The 15,154-nt window shown below is 66.3% G+C and carries 12 protein-coding genes, 1 tRNA gene and 1 other RNA gene; 4 read left to right on the top strand and 10 right to left on the bottom strand.

Features of this window, described 5'->3' with window-relative positions; all coding sequences use genetic code 11:
* The first annotated feature begins 437 nt into the window (after positions 1–437).
* From ACCQ12_RS02110 to ACCQ12_RS02100, 3 genes are all read left to right on the top strand, one after another.
* A complete protein-coding gene (locus ACCQ12_RS02110; RefSeq protein ID WP_372383533.1) occupies positions 438–779 on the top strand; it encodes an HPF/RaiA family ribosome-associated protein in 342 nt (113 codons plus the stop codon).
* A 61-nt stretch (positions 780–840) separates the two neighbouring features.
* Positions 841–916, top strand: a non-coding RNA gene (locus ACCQ12_RS02105) — sX9 sRNA.
* 424 nt (positions 917–1,340) lie between these two features.
* Positions 1,341–1,751 (top strand): hypothetical protein, encoded by a 411-nt coding sequence (locus tag ACCQ12_RS02100; protein ID WP_184374718.1) that lies wholly within the window; start codon positions 1,341–1,343, stop codon positions 1,749–1,751.
* Between the two features lie 78 nt (positions 1,752–1,829).
* On the opposite strand, the gene ACCQ12_RS02095 is transcribed toward ACCQ12_RS02100, so the two are convergent.
* From ACCQ12_RS02095 to ACCQ12_RS02055, 9 genes are all read right to left on the bottom strand, one after another.
* The gene (locus ACCQ12_RS02095) at positions 1,830–2,522 is read right to left on the bottom strand and encodes a glycosyltransferase family 2 protein (RefSeq protein ID WP_184369051.1); all 693 of its coding nucleotides are present in this window, start codon (positions 2,520–2,522) and stop codon (positions 1,830–1,832) included.
* The gene (locus ACCQ12_RS02090; protein ID WP_372382823.1) at positions 2,519–3,121 is read right to left on the bottom strand and encodes a class I SAM-dependent DNA methyltransferase; all 603 of its coding nucleotides are present in this window, start codon (positions 3,119–3,121) and stop codon (positions 2,519–2,521) included. Before ACCQ12_RS02090 ends, ACCQ12_RS02095 begins: the two co-directional genes overlap by 4 nt.
* Entirely contained in the window at positions 3,118–3,876 is a 759-nt protein-coding gene (locus tag ACCQ12_RS02085; RefSeq protein WP_372382822.1) for a PIG-L deacetylase family protein, read from the bottom strand. The genes ACCQ12_RS02090 and ACCQ12_RS02085 overlap by 4 nt, the downstream gene beginning before the upstream one ends.
* On the bottom strand, positions 3,864–4,382 hold the full coding sequence (locus ACCQ12_RS02080; RefSeq protein ID WP_184441229.1) for a dehydrogenase: 519 nt from the start codon (positions 4,380–4,382) through the stop codon (positions 3,864–3,866). Before ACCQ12_RS02080 ends, ACCQ12_RS02085 begins: the two co-directional genes overlap by 13 nt.
* A gap of 688 nt (positions 4,383–5,070) precedes the next feature.
* Positions 5,071–5,874 carry an SDR family NAD(P)-dependent oxidoreductase gene (locus tag ACCQ12_RS02075; protein WP_372382821.1) on the bottom strand — a complete coding sequence of 268 codons (804 nt, stop codon included), beginning with the start codon at positions 5,872–5,874 and terminating at the stop codon, positions 5,071–5,073.
* Between the two features lie 40 nt (positions 5,875–5,914).
* Entirely contained in the window at positions 5,915–7,402 is a 1,488-nt protein-coding gene (locus ACCQ12_RS02070; protein WP_372383532.1) for a GMC family oxidoreductase, read from the bottom strand.
* A gap of 38 nt (positions 7,403–7,440) precedes the next feature.
* On the bottom strand, positions 7,441–8,799 hold the full coding sequence (locus ACCQ12_RS02065; RefSeq protein ID WP_372382820.1) for an alpha/beta hydrolase: 1,359 nt from the start codon (positions 8,797–8,799) through the stop codon (positions 7,441–7,443).
* A 579-nt stretch (positions 8,800–9,378) separates the two neighbouring features.
* Positions 9,379–11,625, bottom strand: a complete 2,247-nt coding sequence (locus ACCQ12_RS02060) for a methyl-accepting chemotaxis protein (RefSeq protein ID WP_372382819.1) — start codon at positions 11,623–11,625, stop codon at positions 9,379–9,381.
* A 1,002-nt stretch (positions 11,626–12,627) separates the two neighbouring features.
* Positions 12,628–12,704: transfer RNA gene (locus tag ACCQ12_RS02055), tRNA-Arg, on the bottom strand.
* A gap of 439 nt (positions 12,705–13,143) precedes the next feature.
* Between ACCQ12_RS02055 and ubiA the strand changes: the two genes are divergently transcribed.
* Complete coding sequence (gene ubiA, locus ACCQ12_RS02050) at positions 13,144–14,049, top strand: 4-hydroxybenzoate octaprenyltransferase (protein ID WP_372382818.1); 906 nt, start codon at positions 13,144–13,146, stop codon at positions 14,047–14,049.
* Positions 14,050–14,405: 356 nt separating this feature from the next.
* On the opposite strand, the gene ACCQ12_RS02045 is transcribed toward ubiA, so the two are convergent.
* On the bottom strand, positions 14,406–15,131 hold the full coding sequence (locus tag ACCQ12_RS02045) for a ComF family protein (protein WP_372382817.1): 726 nt from the start codon (positions 15,129–15,131) through the stop codon (positions 14,406–14,408).
* Between the last annotated feature and the right edge of the window lie 23 nt (positions 15,132–15,154).

Genomic DNA, 15,154 nt, shown 5'->3' with positions numbered 1-15,154 from the left:
AGCACACCAACACATGCCGCAACACGCGCGAACGGGCACTCAGGGCGGATCGAAGCTCGGACACAGGCAGGTATCGGACAGGCGCAGCACCGCGCGGTGCGGGCATCTTAAGCCACCACCTCGGTCGCGCCGAGCGTCACCGCGGGGACGATTCATGCAACGCACCGCTCGGCTGCCGACTACATAACGACCCAGACGCAAGTGCTTCAGCACAGGGCTGCTGCTTCGCAACAGCGGCTCACCTGCCAGCGGGTCGTGCGCGTGCACCTGGCCATGCCTCCGAACCTCATGCACTGCACCAGCCGGCCTCAGCCGCAAGCCACGGCCAACCCGTGCATGAACATGCGGCGGTTTGTCACCTTGCGGCAACACCGCGCTGCCGCAGAATCAAGCTACCGCTACGGCGAACGCAGCGGATGACCGCGAAGGAGACATCTATGCAGATTCAGATCCAGACCGACAAGCACGTGCCGCATGACCCCTCTGTCGTGCAGCATGTCGAGAAGACCTGCACCGCCCAGCTGGCGCATTTTGCCAACGACATCACCCGCGTCGACGTGCATTTGCGCGACGAGAACGGCCAGCGCGGCGGCGCAGCGGATCGAACCTGCAGCATCGAAGCCCACGTCGCCGGCCTGCCGCCGATTGCGGCCACCAACAGCGCCGAGACCACGGCTTCGGCCGTGACCGGCGCTGCCCGCAAGCTGCGCACGGCGATCGAGCATGCACGCGGCAAGCAGCACGCCAAGGCCACCGCACCGGCGCCGGATGGCCTCTAAGAGCGGCTAACAAAACTACTGCGCAGCCGCCAGGCGGGCGCGGCCGGTGCTCGGAATCCTCATGTACCCCTCGTACACTCCGGTTCCTGTGCGCCGTCCACGCCCACCTGACGACCGCTCGCTACGTTTTGTTAGCCACTCTAAGTTGCTGTAACGGCGGGCGCTTCACCGCGCCGCCTTGGTCCAGGGCCTGGCCGCCCCGGCGCCTACGTTGAATGCATGGCGTCGGGGCGCTTCACGGATGCAGGAGCCACTCGGCAGGGTCGCCCACGCACACCGATTGCATGAAGGGGCTGTGTCTGGTCGTCGCTGCAACGTCGCGCCGGCACGGATGCCTTTCGGTAACAGCCCGCTGTAGCACAGCTGGAGCACTGTACTGGCGTCGCGCGTCTGAATTGATCGGGCAACCCTTCGCAGCCCATGGCCCGCAGCTGCGTTGTGATGCCGAGCAACTCGCAACGCACGCCCGGAAGCCACGTGGCCCGTTCCGAAACAGATGCCATCGCACCAACCGGGCAATTGGCCGGTACCCGGCAGGATCGAATCTGGAACCGGATGATCATGCGTCAACGCCACACAACTGGCCCGCTCCTGCGCACTCTGGTACCCATCATGCTCTGGGCCGTCTCGCTTGCCGGGTGTGCAGCGACGGGTGCCCCCGCCGATGCGCCGATCGAAGGCCCCGTGCGTCTGGGCGACATTGCGGCGGTCGATGGACCCAAGGTACGTCCCGACCGGGTGATCGAAGACAGCCGCTGCCCGGCCGATGTTCAGTGCATCCACGCCGGGCGGCTGATCGTCAGGGCCACGGTGATGGGCGGCGGCTGGTCGAAGCAGCTTGATCTCACGCTGGGCATCCCGGTCCCCGTGGCCGACGGCATGCTGACCCTGGTGACTGCCACGCCTGCGCCCATCGTTGGAGAGTCCGCATCGACGGCCCGCTTCAGCTTTCGATTTCAGGGTGGACGCTAGTCGCTTGCCGTAGCGCCGCGACCTGCGCCAGGAATCCTGCTATCGATGCGCTTGCGAGTGGACGAGACGCAAACCTGGTCACACCGTAGGGACGGCCACCGCGTGCGCTTCCACTGGCGGGCACGCCTCCAGCTGTTTCAGGAAGTCCGAAAACCCACCGGTCGCACGCGCCTGCCGACGCGCGCTGGTGATGACCACAGCACGCGGGGACCAGCGGATTGGGGCACCGATGCGCTGCAGCGCGCGCACCAGTGCCACGTCCTCACTGCAAGCCAGCGAGGGGAAGCCACCACAGCGTCGATACAGCTCGGCGCTGACGCCCAGATTGGCGCCATGGATCCGCCCGTGGCCTTCGCCCCTGGGCTGGGTCTGTTCGAAGGCGCTGCGGACCTCGTCCGCATAGCCCGACCAGTCGGCCACTTCCACGATCCCGCAGAAGACCCCGGCACCTATGCGGCGCTGTTCGATCAGCCAGTCAGCGGGAACGCGCGAGTCGGCATCGGTCATGGCGAGCCAATCGGCACCAAGGTCGATCGCCGCAGCAGCGGCCGCGGCGCGCGCCACGCCCACGCCCCACGGGCTGGCCACATCGACCACCCTGGCCCCCATCAGCGATGCGATCTTCGCGGTCGCATCGGTGCATCGGTCCACCGCCACGATGACATCCACAGGTTCGCGCAGATCCGGATGCGAAGCGGCGACAAAGACCGCGGTCAGGCATCCAACGATATCGTCGGCCTCGTTATGGGCGGGAATGAGCACGGCGATCATCGCAGGCCTTCCTGCTGGGCAACCGATACCGGCTGCACCGCCCACGCTTCGAGCAGGAAGTCGCTGTCCTCGTAGCGGTAGGCCAGCGGGAGCGTGAGCAGACGCGCGATGCAGGCATGCACCGACACACCATCCTGGCGGGCCTGATCGAACGGATGCTTCCAATGGCAGGCAACGAACAGCCCTTCCGCAGTCAGCGAGCGCTGGGCCCGCGTGATCAGGTCATCGAGTTCCTGTGGCTCCAGGTAGTAGCCGATCTCGCTCAGCACGATCAGATCGAAACTGCCCACGGGCCACTGCTGCGGGTGGCATGCCTGCAGGATCTCCACGTTGCTGCGTTCGCCCACGCGCTGCCTGGCTTGCGCCACCGCGCCCGCAGACATGTCTGTTGCCAGCAGGCTGTCGCAGCGCGCCGCAAGTCCGCGCGTGGCCTCGCCATTGGAGCAGCCCAGCTCCCAGCCGCGTGCGAACTGCGCCCTCGGCAGGGTGGACAGCAGGATGTCGCGCTTTCGCGATTCGTACCAGCGCGTGCCGTAGCCGAATGGGTCCGGGCGCTGATAGATGCCGTCGAAGTAATCCGCGTTTGTCTGGGCGTTCATGCGATATAGACCTCGAAATCTCGCCGGAAACGGACCAGTGCCCACTCCGGGAGGATGGGATCGGCTAACCGGGGAACGACCTCGCCGGTCTGTGTCTTGAACGCGGCAAGCGCCCGCGCCTTGGCTGCACGCACGGTGTCGGTCAGCGCAAGGCGCGTGGCCGATGCCAGCATCGTGCTGTTCTCCGGGTCGTCCCAGTGCCATGCCCACACCGGGTATTGAACGAGCCGTGCGCCGCACGCGGCCGCCACGCTGATCGCCGCATCGGCGCAGGCTTCGTGATCCGGATGCCCATCACCGGCATAGGTCACAAAGACCGCATCCGTTGGCCGGATCAACGCAGCGAGTCGGGCAGCCAGCACGTCGCCATGCGCCCGCACCTGTCCATCGCCAACCTCGATGCGCACCACGTTTGCCGGATCGATGCCGAGACAGGCCAGCGCCTCATGCAGCTCCTGGCGGCGCGCCGCTGCAAGCCGTGGCGGCGGCCACGCCACCTCGCCAGGATAGGCCGCCTCTCCGTCGGTCACCGAAACGATCACGATGTCCATCCCGTCGGCTGCGGCCATGGCCAGCAGCCCGCCGCATCCCAGCACCTCGTCGTCGGGATGCGGGGAAACCACGACCAGCCTGGCAGCGCTGCCAATGAGTTGGTCCAGACGGATGCGCGGCAATGCCGCCAGTGTGCGCGAGGCAAGCCAGCGTGCTTCGCTGATGCCCTGCCCTTCGATGTGCCCGCCCCTCAGAGAGCCCATGGGGTGTGCTCGCAGGCATGCAGCCGTTCTCCCAGCCATTGCTCGTCCTTCTCTGCGTGACACTGGCGGATGAACGCGGCCAGGTCTGCGCAGCGCTGTGCATGCTCGGCGTCGCAGCACAGCGACACCGGGCCAAGCGTCAGGGCCGCGCGTTCCAGCACATCGCGGCACACGCGGTCCATCAGGCAGCGCAGGCGCGTCACCGCGTAACGATGGTCGGTGCCCGGCGCATCGTCGATCTGCGCGGCCAGCTCGCACAGCGCAAGCCTGGCGACATGGAGCTGCTCATCGATGACCGCCACATGCACTGCAGCAAACGGGTTACCCACGATCCGGGAAGAACGCCGCACCTGCTCGGCGATGGCCGTCGCCGCGCCATACCAGCAAGCCGCGATGCCGGCACCGCCGTGCCAGAACCCTGGCCGCTGCAGATAGAAGTCGGCATCGGCCACCAGGCGGGCAGGCGCACTGGCGAAATGGCCGATCCCGGTAGGAATACCCACCATGCCCGGGCCGTGCCACTGGCCGGCATCCAGCTCGAAACTGCCCGCACCCAAATCCACGGCGGCAAGGGGGCGCTTGTCACCATCCGTGACGGTCACCAGGGCGTGAGTCACCACATCGTCCGCACTGCACCACGGCTTGGTGCCGGACAACGCACCCAAACGGTGGTCGTAGGTCACGGTATCGTCCGGGCCGCCCGCTGCCCACACCGCCCAGAGGGTGCCGACCGGTGGCGCCGGCTCGCCCGCCTCGGACAGGATGGCAAGCGCGTCGTAATGCGCTTCCAGCACTTTTGCCAATGGCAGGCTCTCGGCTCCCAGTGTGCTCAATGCGCGCCAGCGCGCACGGGTCTGCCCGGCGCCCGGCCAGGGCAGATCGGGAACCGCGCGCACATGGTCCAGCACGCGCGACGAAAGACTGCCGCGGTGCTGCCTTCGGCTCTCATGACGTGCGTGATCAAGCGCGGTGACTGAAGGAAGCATCGGCCGAATCTAGAAGCTCATCAGTCAACCGTGTGTGAGCCTGCATGCATCTTCGTCTGCTCCCAGTGCCGGCCATCGGATCGATCCACATGCACCGCAACGTGACGCAGGCATGCGTCGGTGAGACATCCGTCCGTTGCGCTCACGCAGGCAGTGCGTGATGCCCCACGTCCACACAACTGCACGCACCACCGCGCTGCCGGTCACCTCACCCGGCAATCGTGAAGACCGAACCCGAATCCACGCGCACGCCGGCGCCGTTGATGAAACTGGCGCGCTCCGAACACAGGAACGCGACCACCGATGCCACTTCTTCGGGGCGGCCGCGGCGCTTGAGCACCATTCCGGGCCGCTCTTCGTCCAGGAACGACGCAACCGCCTGCTCGAACGTGGTGCCGTTCTCGCTCGCGCGTTTTTCCATCATCTTGTCGGTCATCGGCGTTGCGATGAAGGCCGGCGACACCGTATTGACCAGCACATTGTCGCCGCCATAGGCCTTGGACAGCCCCTTGGACAGGCTGAGAATGGCCGCCTTCGAGGCGCAGTACGGCAGCTCGTCCACATAGGGCTGCACGGCGTCCTCGGACGCGAACAACACGATCCGCCCCCACTGCTTGCGCCGCATGGCGGGGATGGCCTGGCGACACATGCGCACCGCGCCCATCAGGTTGATGTCCAGCGTCTCGAGCCAGCCCGCATCGTCGACCTCCAGGAAGTCGCCGGTTGCACCGGTGACACCGGCGGCGTTGACGTAGATGTCCGGGTCGCCCAGTTGTTCCCGCACCTGTGCCCAGAGCGCGGTGACGTCGTGCTCGCGGGTGACGTCTCCCTCGATGGCGATGATCTGCCCCAGGTCCGACAGCTCCGCCTTCGCCTGCGCCAGCGTGCCGCCCGGCAGATCGGTGATGGCCACGCGTGCGCCGGCGGCGAGGAGTTGGCGTGCAGTCTCCTTGCCCATTCCCGAATCGCCGCCACTGACGAGGGCGACGCGACCGGCTATTCCGAGATCCATGGTGAGCTCCTGGTAGTTGAAAGAGGGTGTGGTTTACGCGTCACTCGCGCGCAAGAAACCGTTCGGCCGTGCGCAGGCCCAGTGCCATCTGGGTCAGGGCCGGGTTGGCCGCCAAGGCGCTGGGAAACACCGAGTTGTCACAGAGGTAGAGATTGGGGATGTCGAACGAGCGGCCGTCCGGGTCGACCACGGCCGTTTGCCGGTCGCGGCCCATCCTGCAGGTGCCCAGGGTGTGCGCGGAGCGGGCTGCGGCGAAGATGCTGCGGGCTCCCGCAGCCTCCCACACCGCCTGCAGGAAGCGCCGCGCATGCGCATCCAGTGCCTGCTCGTTGGGGCCATAGCTGAAGTCGATCCGCGCCTTGCGATGGCCGAAGGCATCGCGCTCGTCGGACAAGGTCAGCCGGTTGCGGTCGTACGGCAGGCACTCGCCGTTGATACCGATGCCGGCCAGGTGGTTGTAGCGCTGCAGGGTGGTCATCAAGGTGTTGCCCCACATTCCTGCGCCGCGCGCCAGCGTGTTGGCCAGCGTCACCGGCTGGACGCCCAGGCTCTGCACCAGGTAGCCGCCGATGAAATCGGCACCGGGCGGACGCAGCATGTCTTCGGTGATCAGCGACGACGGGTAGCCGCGGTTCATGCGCATCTGCGCATCGAACTCCCCCCACACCTGCGTGGCCACGTGCGCCATGAAATTACGCCCGACCTGCCCGCTGGAGTTGGCCAGCTCCAGATTCAGCAGCAGGCGGGGCGTCTCCACGCCGCCGGCGCACAGAAACACGGCACGGCAGCGTTGGCGCAGGTTCCGCCCATGTTGCTGATAGACCACCCCACTGATCGTTCCACGCGCATCGCGCTCGATGTCGATCACCCGACTGTCGGCACGCAGCTGGGCGCCGTGGGCAGCGGCCAACGGGAGCCAGGTGGTATCGACGCTCACCTTGGCGCCGTTGCTGCACCCCTGGTGACACGCGCCGCAGTTGTTGCAGGCCGCTCGCCGGCCCCAGTGCGGCTGATGATGTGGCGTGGTCACCAACGCCGCAGGCGCATCGGTCGCCGTCACACCCAGCGCGCGGCAGCCGCGCTCCATCGCCTCGGCCGACGCATTGCGTTGTGCCGGCTGATAGCGATAGCTGCGCTCCGGGTCCCACGGGTAATGCGCGGGCCCGGAAACGCCGATGAACTCCTCGACCCGGCGGACATACGACAGCAGCTCCGGAGACGCGATCGGCCAATCGGCGCCCTCACCGGTCTGCGTGCGCAGCGCGAGATCGCGTGCGTCCGGCCGCGGACAGAACGCGCCCCAGTGCAGCGTCGAGCCGCCCAGGCCGGACCCCGAGTTGTTCGGCCCGAACGCGGTGGGGGTCTGCCCGCCGCTCAACCGCTCGTCCATCCAGTAGATGCCGGTGGTGAGCTCGTCGGGAAGATGCGCGTCAGGGGTGAACGCGGCGCCCGCCTCCAGCACCACCACCGAGACCCCGGCCTGCGCCAGCCTTGCCGCCACCGGGCCGCCTCCGGCACCGCTGCCGATCACCACCGCATCGACGATGTCGGTGCTGCAGTCGAGCCTCACCGGGCACCCGGTGCGCAAAGCTGCCACTGCTCGTGCCGGTTGGCGGTGGTGAGTTCATAGCCCGGGCTGTCCAGGCCCGCACCACCCACGGCAAATCCATCGTAGCCCAGCAGCGCCAGCGTGGCGGGAAGGCTGGTCCAGGTGCGGATCGCCTCGGCACGCACATCCTCGAACCAGTGGGCGAGCTGGGCGGCATCCAGGCCATAGGCCGACGTGTCGCCCGCTGCGCAAGCGGTAATGCTGTGCAGCCAGCGGTCCTGGTCCTCGGCGGCCAACCCGACAAAGCCGTTCGCCAGGGCATCGAGCGCCTCCAGGCCCAGTGGCAGCGCTGCGGCATCGGCCGGCAGGTCGGCGTGCCGCCACCCGTCACCTGGGCCCTGGGCAAGCTGCACATCGATGCGCCGTGCGATCTGCCGTGAGTCGCGCGCGCCATCCAGCACGCGCGCGACCACCGCGGTCAGGATCTCAAGCTGATTCGGGCGCAGGATGCCTGTGGCCGCCGCCGGCGGGCCCGCATGGCGCGCGAGCAGCACCTTGCGCATCCGCGGTGCCACCCGGCTGGCATTGAGCAAGGCCACAAATTCTTCAGGCAGGCACTGCTGCACGCAGTGCTCCACATGGGCAGCGATGTGCTGCGCCAGCTCCTGCGGACGCTCATACGGGATCTGATGGGCTGCGCCGTCGACAACCACACAACGGGCATGCGCATAGTGCGACAGGTTCAGCCGTCTTTGCGCGGGTTCGCCGAGGTCGCCGTCTTCGCCACCGGCCACGATCAACGCCGGAACGTTAATGCAACCGGCCGGCTCACGGCAGTCTTCCCGGCTGCCATGGGTCAGCCAGGCCAACCAGGCGTTGGCGCTGGTACGCAGCACGTCGTCGACCGCGCATTGTCTGAGTGCTGGCGGAAGCGGCAGCGCGCAGTTGTCATCGACGAACTGCTCCGCCTCGCCCTGCGTAGGGCGCCCGTTCTCGAACCAGCCAAGCATGGTCTGTCGCCGCACTTCATCCATGGGCTCCGGCGCGGGAGGCGATGCGGCGACGAGCACGACACCGGCGAGTCCGGCAAGACCGGCAACGCCGTCGCGCGCCTGCGCCGCGGCCAGCGTGGCGATCTTCCCGCCCATGCTGTGCCCGATGACACACCAGCGCGTGGGCTGGCGCTCGATGACCTGGTCCACGAACCAGGCCACCTGTGCGCCCACACGTGCATCGTCCAGCGGTTCCGCATCGCCGAAGCCGGGTATGTCCAATGCCACGCACTCAAAACGCTCCCCCAGGTGCTGGATGACAGCATTCCATTCCTGGCGGCTGCCCCCGAGGGCGTGCAGAAAAAACAGCGTCGGCTTTGCCATGCACCACCTCGGTCACAAGAGCTCCATGGTGACGAGGCGCTCGTCCACGCGCCGTGCAGATGAGTTCGCAAGGTGCACCGCGCGGGTCTGCGCGACTGCATCCCGGATGTCAGCGGCCCGACGCAGGTTCTTGCGGGTTAATGGGGCTCACGCCACAACGTCGCGACGTGTGCAAAGCGATGACCGAGCGGCGTCGCGCGGTCATGCGCCGCGGACGCGGGGCAGTGTGGGCTGCCTGCGGCGCACAACCCGTGACAATGCGGTCACAGGTTGTGCTTCAGCTATCGGGCACGTTCTTTTGAAGAGATGGATCTCCAGGCACCGGCAGCGCGTGGAATGGCAGAGGTCATGGTTGAAGATGGCGATCGCTGCGTGGGCGCCGGCCGGCATGGCCATAACGTTTGCAAACCTGCCTGGTTGCGATGGTGGGCGCGCAGTGATGACGCACCCACGCATCCCGACGACGCACAGTGCGATGGTAGGCGACGACGACTGCCGTATTGGCGATATCGCCCGCCCGGTCAACCACGCGCATTGCGCCGCGGCGCCGGGTGGGCGCCGCACGCGGGCGGGTGAGTCTCAGAACTCCTGCCAACTGGTGTCGTTGCTGACCGCAGCCAGTGCCGGCCGCGGCGTCGCAGGGGTACTACGGCCAACGACGGCTGGCTTCGGCTTTGCCGTCTTTGCAACCGAAAGGCTGGACAGCAGCGCGGTGACGGCCGCACCACCGGCTGCATCGGTCTTGAACACCGCGACAGCGTCGGTGAGATGGACGGCCTGCTCTTCCAGCGAGCGCGCCGCTGCCGTTGCCTCCTCCACCAACGCGGCGTTCTGCTGCGTGGTTTCGTCCATCTGGGTGACCGTCTGATTGACCTGCTCGATCCCTGCCGACTGTTCCTGCGACGCAGCGGAGATCTCGCCCATGATGTCGGTGACGCGCTGCACGCTGGCAACCACTTCGGTCATCGTCGTGCCGGCGCTATGCACCAGCGCCGAACCCTCGGCGACGCGCTGTACCGAGTCATCGATCAAACTCTTGATTTCCTTGGCAGCGCCGGAGGAGCGCTGCGCGAGCGTGCGCACCTCGCTTGCCACCACCGCAAAACCGCGCCCCTGGTCGCCTGCACGTGCGGCTTCCACTGCCGCGTTCAAGGCCAGGATATTGGTCTGGAACGCGATGCCATCGATGACGGAAATGATGTCGGCGATCTTCTTGGACGAAGCCTCGATTCCTGCCATGGTCTCGACCACCTTGCTCACCACCTGCCCACCCTGTGCGGCGACGCTGGCCGCGCCGATGGCGAGCTGATTGGCCTGGCGCGCGCCCTCGGCATTCTGCCTGACCGTCGAGGTGAGCTCTTCCATCGAGGCGGCGGTTTCTTCCAGGTTGGCCGCCTGCTGCTCGGTGCGCTGGGACAGATCCTGGTTGCCCGCAGCGATTTCGCTGGCCGCGCCCTTGATCGAAATGGCAGAGGTCTTGATGCCGGTGACGATCTCGGCAAGCTGCGTGGCAGTGGCGTTGGCATCGTCGCGCATCTGCGCGAAAACACCACGGAACTCGCCGCTCATGCGCGCGGTGAGGTCGCCTGCGGCAATGGACTGCAACAGACCGGACAGCGACTGCAGGTTGCCGTCGGCGGTGGACATCAAGGTGTTGAGGCTCTCCACCATGACGCGGAAGTCATATTGAAAACGGTCCGCATCGCCGCGGGCAGTGAAATCGCCATCGGCAGCGGCCAGCGCGAGATGCTTGATCTCGGTATTCATCGCGCCAAGGTTCTGCTTGACCTGCACCATGGTCTCGGTGAGCACGGCCTTCTCGCCGGGCAGCTTGTCCATGTCCTGGCTGAGGTCGCCGATCGCATAGCGCCCCATGATCTGCGCAAGCTTCGCCGTGACCGCAATGTGCGAGGCCACCAGGTCATTGGTGTCGTGCGCCATACGCCCGTAATTGCCCGGAAACGCCGAGGCGTCGATGCGGAAACTGGTCTGCCCGTCGTCGTGACGTTTTGCCATGTCGGCCTGCGCAGCAAGCAGGTTCTGCAGCTGCAGTTGCATCTTGCTCATCGCGTTGAGCAGGCGTCCGCTTTCGTCCCTGGCCTGCGTGTCCACATCGTTGTCCAGATTGCCGCCTGCAATCGCCTCGGCGGCACGCGTGGCCCGGCCCAGGGGCAGCGTCAAGCTGCGGGTGATGGCGAAGGCGAGCAGGCTGCTGATGAGCACCACGGCCACGCCACCGATGATGAGCAGGGTCTTGCCCCGGTTCATCGCGGCAACTGCATCGTCGTAGGATTGCGCAGTCTGCTTTTCCTGCAGCTTGACGTTCTCGGCGATCTTGGCCTGCCAGACGAGCATCGCCGGGCGCGCCTTCTCGCTCAGAAACAGCTGCGCCTCATCGTTCTTGTTCGCCGACGCGAGCACGATGACCTGATCATTCAAAACACGCGAAACCTCGCGAGCGGCATCGATTTCGGCGCGGAGCTTGAGGCCGGCATCGGTCGCAGGATATGTCTCCAACGCCTTTCGCTCGTCTGCGTAGCGCTGACGTTGTTCCTTGACGGTTTGAGCAGCCTGCTCATTCAACTCGTCAGACGTCACCATCGCCAGCGTTCCAAGCGCAATGAAGATATTGGAGTTGGCATCGCGCATGGCGTTGCTCAGCTGCATCTTGGCCACGTTGACCTTGACGATGGTGTCCATCTCGGTACGGGCGCTGGCCATGGTGCTCAGGCCCGTGGCCACCAGCAAGCCCGACAACAGAATGAGAATACCGAAGGCCATCCCCAGTCGGCGGCCAACGTTGTAGCGCTGCAAGAACGTGTTCATCAGTAGGTTCGACCAGAAATATGGAAAGAGGCAGGCATGCACCACGTGCGCAATGCCTGTGCTCCGTCTATATCGACTCGCTATTGAGCGGCTGAATACCTTGCCTGGTAAAAAGGCATAGCTCCGCTGCGGCGACCCGAAACCGATTCAGTATTCGATGCTCAAGCAATTCGCGGGCAGGCGTGCGGGCCGTGTCTGGTGGTGCTCCCATCAATCGAACCGAGAGATAACACCTATTGCAACGGCAGCGCGCTCCGCAGGCGCAGCGTGAAGATGTGAACGCGTTGCGACGCGAGAAAATCGTTACTCATGTGCCAAGTGATCGTTTCAGGCTCAGTCGCTCTGTCATGCGTCAGCGTGCCTGGGTACCAAGCGAAGGACATGTCCCACGTGGCTGTGCAATAGCGTGAGCAGTTCGCGGCCAGTTCAAGCTGATTGATCCAGGCCGGGTCGACACCTTCTTGATCAGACCCGATAAAGACATCGTGCTGACACGTGCTCGCTAATGTGCTGCCGCTGTGCGTCGCGCTGCTGCTGTACCGACGCGTTGAGCACGACAGACTGGTCTGGCCAGATCAGCGAGACAGGTGCTGGTGCATGTTTGCTCCATCGGATTGCACGCTGAAGACCCGCGCGACTTCAATGCCAAGGAAATCTCACGAAGCGGCGCAGCCATGCCGTTCATCCGCAGCAACCTTGAACACGCGGTTCGCTTGAGCATCGACGGATCTGACGCGGCGGCTCAAGGGCCGGCCTGCTCTGACCGCATCAGACCCCGATCAGGGCGACGACGCTACGCCAACGCAAGCGCCCGCCCGCACCGCTAGGCAGGCCCGGACCGCACGGCATCTTTACGCAGCAGGGCCGACGCTCCTCCGTGCCCGATCAGGCTGGAGGTCAGCGATCAGGGTGGCCGGGTGGGCCGGGTGGACGTGCAGGAAACAAAAACCCCCGATTTCTCAGGGGTTTTGGACCTTCTTGGATGTCCCCGGAGGGTTCATCTGGTGCGCCCGGAGGGATTCGAACCCCCGACCAATGGCTTCGGAAGCCACTACTCTATCCGGCTGAGCTACGAGCGCCTGGCCCGGCATTATGCCAGACCGGCGCCAGCCGCGCGATGTCCGGCAGTTCCCGGCAAGGCGCTTGGGTGAGCCGACGCCGGCGACCACGTGAACCGGCCTCGGCAGCGGATGCAGCTCGCTCCAGGCCAGCCACGCGATGGCCTCCACCCGCCAGCGCTGGGCGCCGCACGCCACGCTGTCGTCTGTCGTGCTTGTCCGAGGTCATGCACACCCAACCCAAGCCCGTCCGGTTCCCTGCTCCTCCTGTTTCCCTGCTCCTCCTGTTTCCCTGCTCCTGCTGCTCCTGCTGCTCCTGCTGCTCCTGCTATTCCTGCTGTTCCCCAATTTCCCCTGTCCCCCTACGCACCTGCCCACCTGATGCCCGCTGCCATGCGCAATGCGCGGCGCGCCAATCTCCGCATGGCCGGGGCCGGGGTGCGCTGCTACCCTTTGCGGCATGAGCAAGCATGGGTTTGAACAGGCAGCGGCAGCGCCCGCGCTGACGTGGTCCGAACGGTTGGGGCAGTACTGGAAGCTGGTGCGTGGCGACCGCCCGATCGGCAGCCTGCTGCTGCTGTGGCCCACCTGGTGGGCACTGTGGCTGGCTGCGGACGGCCTGCCGCCGTGGTGGACGTTGCTCGTGTTCACCGCCGGGGTCTGGCTGACCCGCTCGGCCGGCTGCGTCATCAACGACTACGCAGACCGTTGGCTGGACCCGCATGTCGAGCGCACCAAGACCCGCCCACTGGCCACCGGTGCGGTGTCTGGACGTGAGGCGTTGTGGGTGTTCGTGGCGCTGATGCTGGTGGCGTTCGCACTGGTGCTCAGCCTCAACTGGCTGACCGTGGCGCTGAGCGTGCCGGGCGTGTTTCTGGCTGCGAGCTATCCCTATCTCAAACGCCATACCCACCTGCCGCAGGTCTACCTGGGCATAGCGTTCGGCTGGGGCATTCCGATGGGCTTTGCGGCCGTCCAGGGCAGCGTGCCGTTGCTGGGCTGGCTGCTCTATGCGGCCAATATCCTGTGGGCCACCGCCTACGACACGTGGTACGCCATGGTCGACCGCGACGACGACCTCCGCATGGGCAGCAAGTCCACCGCCATCCTGTTCGGAAAATACGATCTGCTGGCGCAAGGCGTGCTGTATGCGCTGATGTTCGCCACCCTGGCGGCGGTTGGCCTGCGTGCTGCGCTCGGCGCTGCCTACTGGGCAGGCCTGGGCATGGCGGCGCTGCTGGTGGTCTACGAATTCCGCATTGCCCGCCACCGCGAGCGCGGCCCGTGCTTCCGCGCCTTCCTGCACAACAACTGGGTGGGCCTGGCGATTTTCCTCGGGATCGCGATCGCGGTGGCAGCACGTTAGCAGCGGGAATTGGGAATTGGGAATTGGGAATTGGGAATCGGGAATCGGGGTCCGGGGATCTGGAATCTGGAATCTGGAATCTGGAATCTGGAATCTGGAATCTGGAATCTGGGATTGGCAGGCGGCAGCGTTCGACAGACAAGGGCCCTTTGAATGATGTGCTTCGCTCAAGACAAGCGTTGGCCGATCCAACGTGAAGCCTGCGCCGCAGAGCACCATTCCGCAGGCAGCAAGCCCCTCTCCTGCGGGAGAGGGGTTGGGGTGAGGGTACGGGACCACGCAACGCCTGCAGCACCCCACTGACGTGTCTTTGCGCCTTCCAAAGCCACGTCAAACGGAAACCGCCTCCACACCCATCACGGCACCCGCGCGCACACCCATGCATCCACCCGCTGCACGCCCGCGCGCCGCAAGGCACTGGCCGCCGCATGCAGCGTGGCGCCGGTGGTCATCACGTCGTCCACCAGCGCCACGTGCGCCGGTAGCGCGCCACGCGCCACGAATGCGTCGCGCACATTGCGCTGCCGCTCGATTGCGTCCAGCTCGGATTGGGGCGCGGTTGCACGCACCCGCCGCAGCAACGGCAGACACGGCAGGCGCAGCGCGCGGCCCAGCGGCCTGGCCAACTCAAGCGCCTGGTCGTAACCGCGTTGACGCAAGCGCTGGCGGTGCAGGCTCACCGGCACCAACGCCTGCGGCCGCGGCAGGCCGGCGCAGCGCCTGGCCATCAGCTCGCTGAGCAGACGCCCCGCCGCCAGGTCCTGGTGAAACTTGAAGCGCCGCAGCAGGCCATCCACCGGCCAGCGGTAGGTAAAGCAGGCATGCACGCGCTGCAGCGGCTGGGGTTGCTGCAGGCACTGCCCGCACAACGCCACACCATCGGACGCGAACAGCGGGCTGGCGCAGCACAGGCAGGCGTGGCCGTGCTCGGGCAGCGCGGCGCGGCAGGACGGGCATAGATCGCAGTCGGCCATGCCCGCCTCGGCACAGACCAGGCACAGGCTCGGCAGCAGAAACCGCAACACCCGCTGCGGCCACCTGTAAACCGACCCCACCCCATCGAAGTTGACAGCCTCTTCCATGCTCACCAGACTGCCTGGCTTCC

Origin of the sequence: Xanthomonas sp. NCPPB 1068 (assembly GCF_041479385.2) — a bacterium.
Classification (GTDB): domain Bacteria; phylum Pseudomonadota; class Gammaproteobacteria; order Xanthomonadales; family Xanthomonadaceae; genus Xanthomonas; species Xanthomonas cannabis.
Note: the sequence above shows the minus strand (reverse complement) of the source record. Positions and strands in the feature narration are given on the sequence as shown.

Bases quoted from the DNA above. Each gene is read 5' to 3' on its own strand.
- ACCQ12_RS02110 (WP_372383533.1), top strand. From the start codon at position 438: ATGCAGATTCAGATCCAGACCGACAAGCACGTGCCGCATGACCCCTCT.
- ACCQ12_RS02100 (WP_184374718.1), top strand. From the start codon at position 1,341: ATGCGTCAACGCCACACAACTGGCCCGCTCCTGCGCACTCTGGTACCC.
- ACCQ12_RS02095 (WP_184369051.1), bottom strand. From the start codon at position 2,522: ATGATCGCCGTGCTCATTCCCGCCCATAACGAGGCCGACGATATCGTT.
- ACCQ12_RS02090 (WP_372382823.1), bottom strand. From the start codon at position 3,121: ATGAACGCCCAGACAAACGCGGATTACTTCGACGGCATCTATCAGCGC.
- ACCQ12_RS02085 (WP_372382822.1), bottom strand. From the start codon at position 3,876: ATGGGCTCTCTGAGGGGCGGGCACATCGAAGGGCAGGGCATCAGCGAA.
- ACCQ12_RS02080 (WP_184441229.1), bottom strand. From the start codon at position 4,382: ATGGTGGGTATTCCTACCGGGATCGGCCATTTCGCCAGTGCGCCTGCC.
- ACCQ12_RS02075 (WP_372382821.1), bottom strand. From the start codon at position 5,874: ATGGATCTCGGAATAGCCGGTCGCGTCGCCCTCGTCAGTGGCGGCGAT.
- ACCQ12_RS02065 (WP_372382820.1), bottom strand. From the start codon at position 8,799: ATGGCAAAGCCGACGCTGTTTTTTCTGCACGCCCTCGGGGGCAGCCGC.
- ACCQ12_RS02060 (WP_372382819.1), bottom strand. From the start codon at position 11,625: ATGAACACGTTCTTGCAGCGCTACAACGTTGGCCGCCGACTGGGGATG.
- ubiA (WP_372382818.1), top strand. From the start codon at position 13,144: ATGAGCAAGCATGGGTTTGAACAGGCAGCGGCAGCGCCCGCGCTGACG.
- ACCQ12_RS02045 (WP_372382817.1), bottom strand. From the start codon at position 15,131: ATGGAAGAGGCTGTCAACTTCGATGGGGTGGGGTCGGTTTACAGGTGG.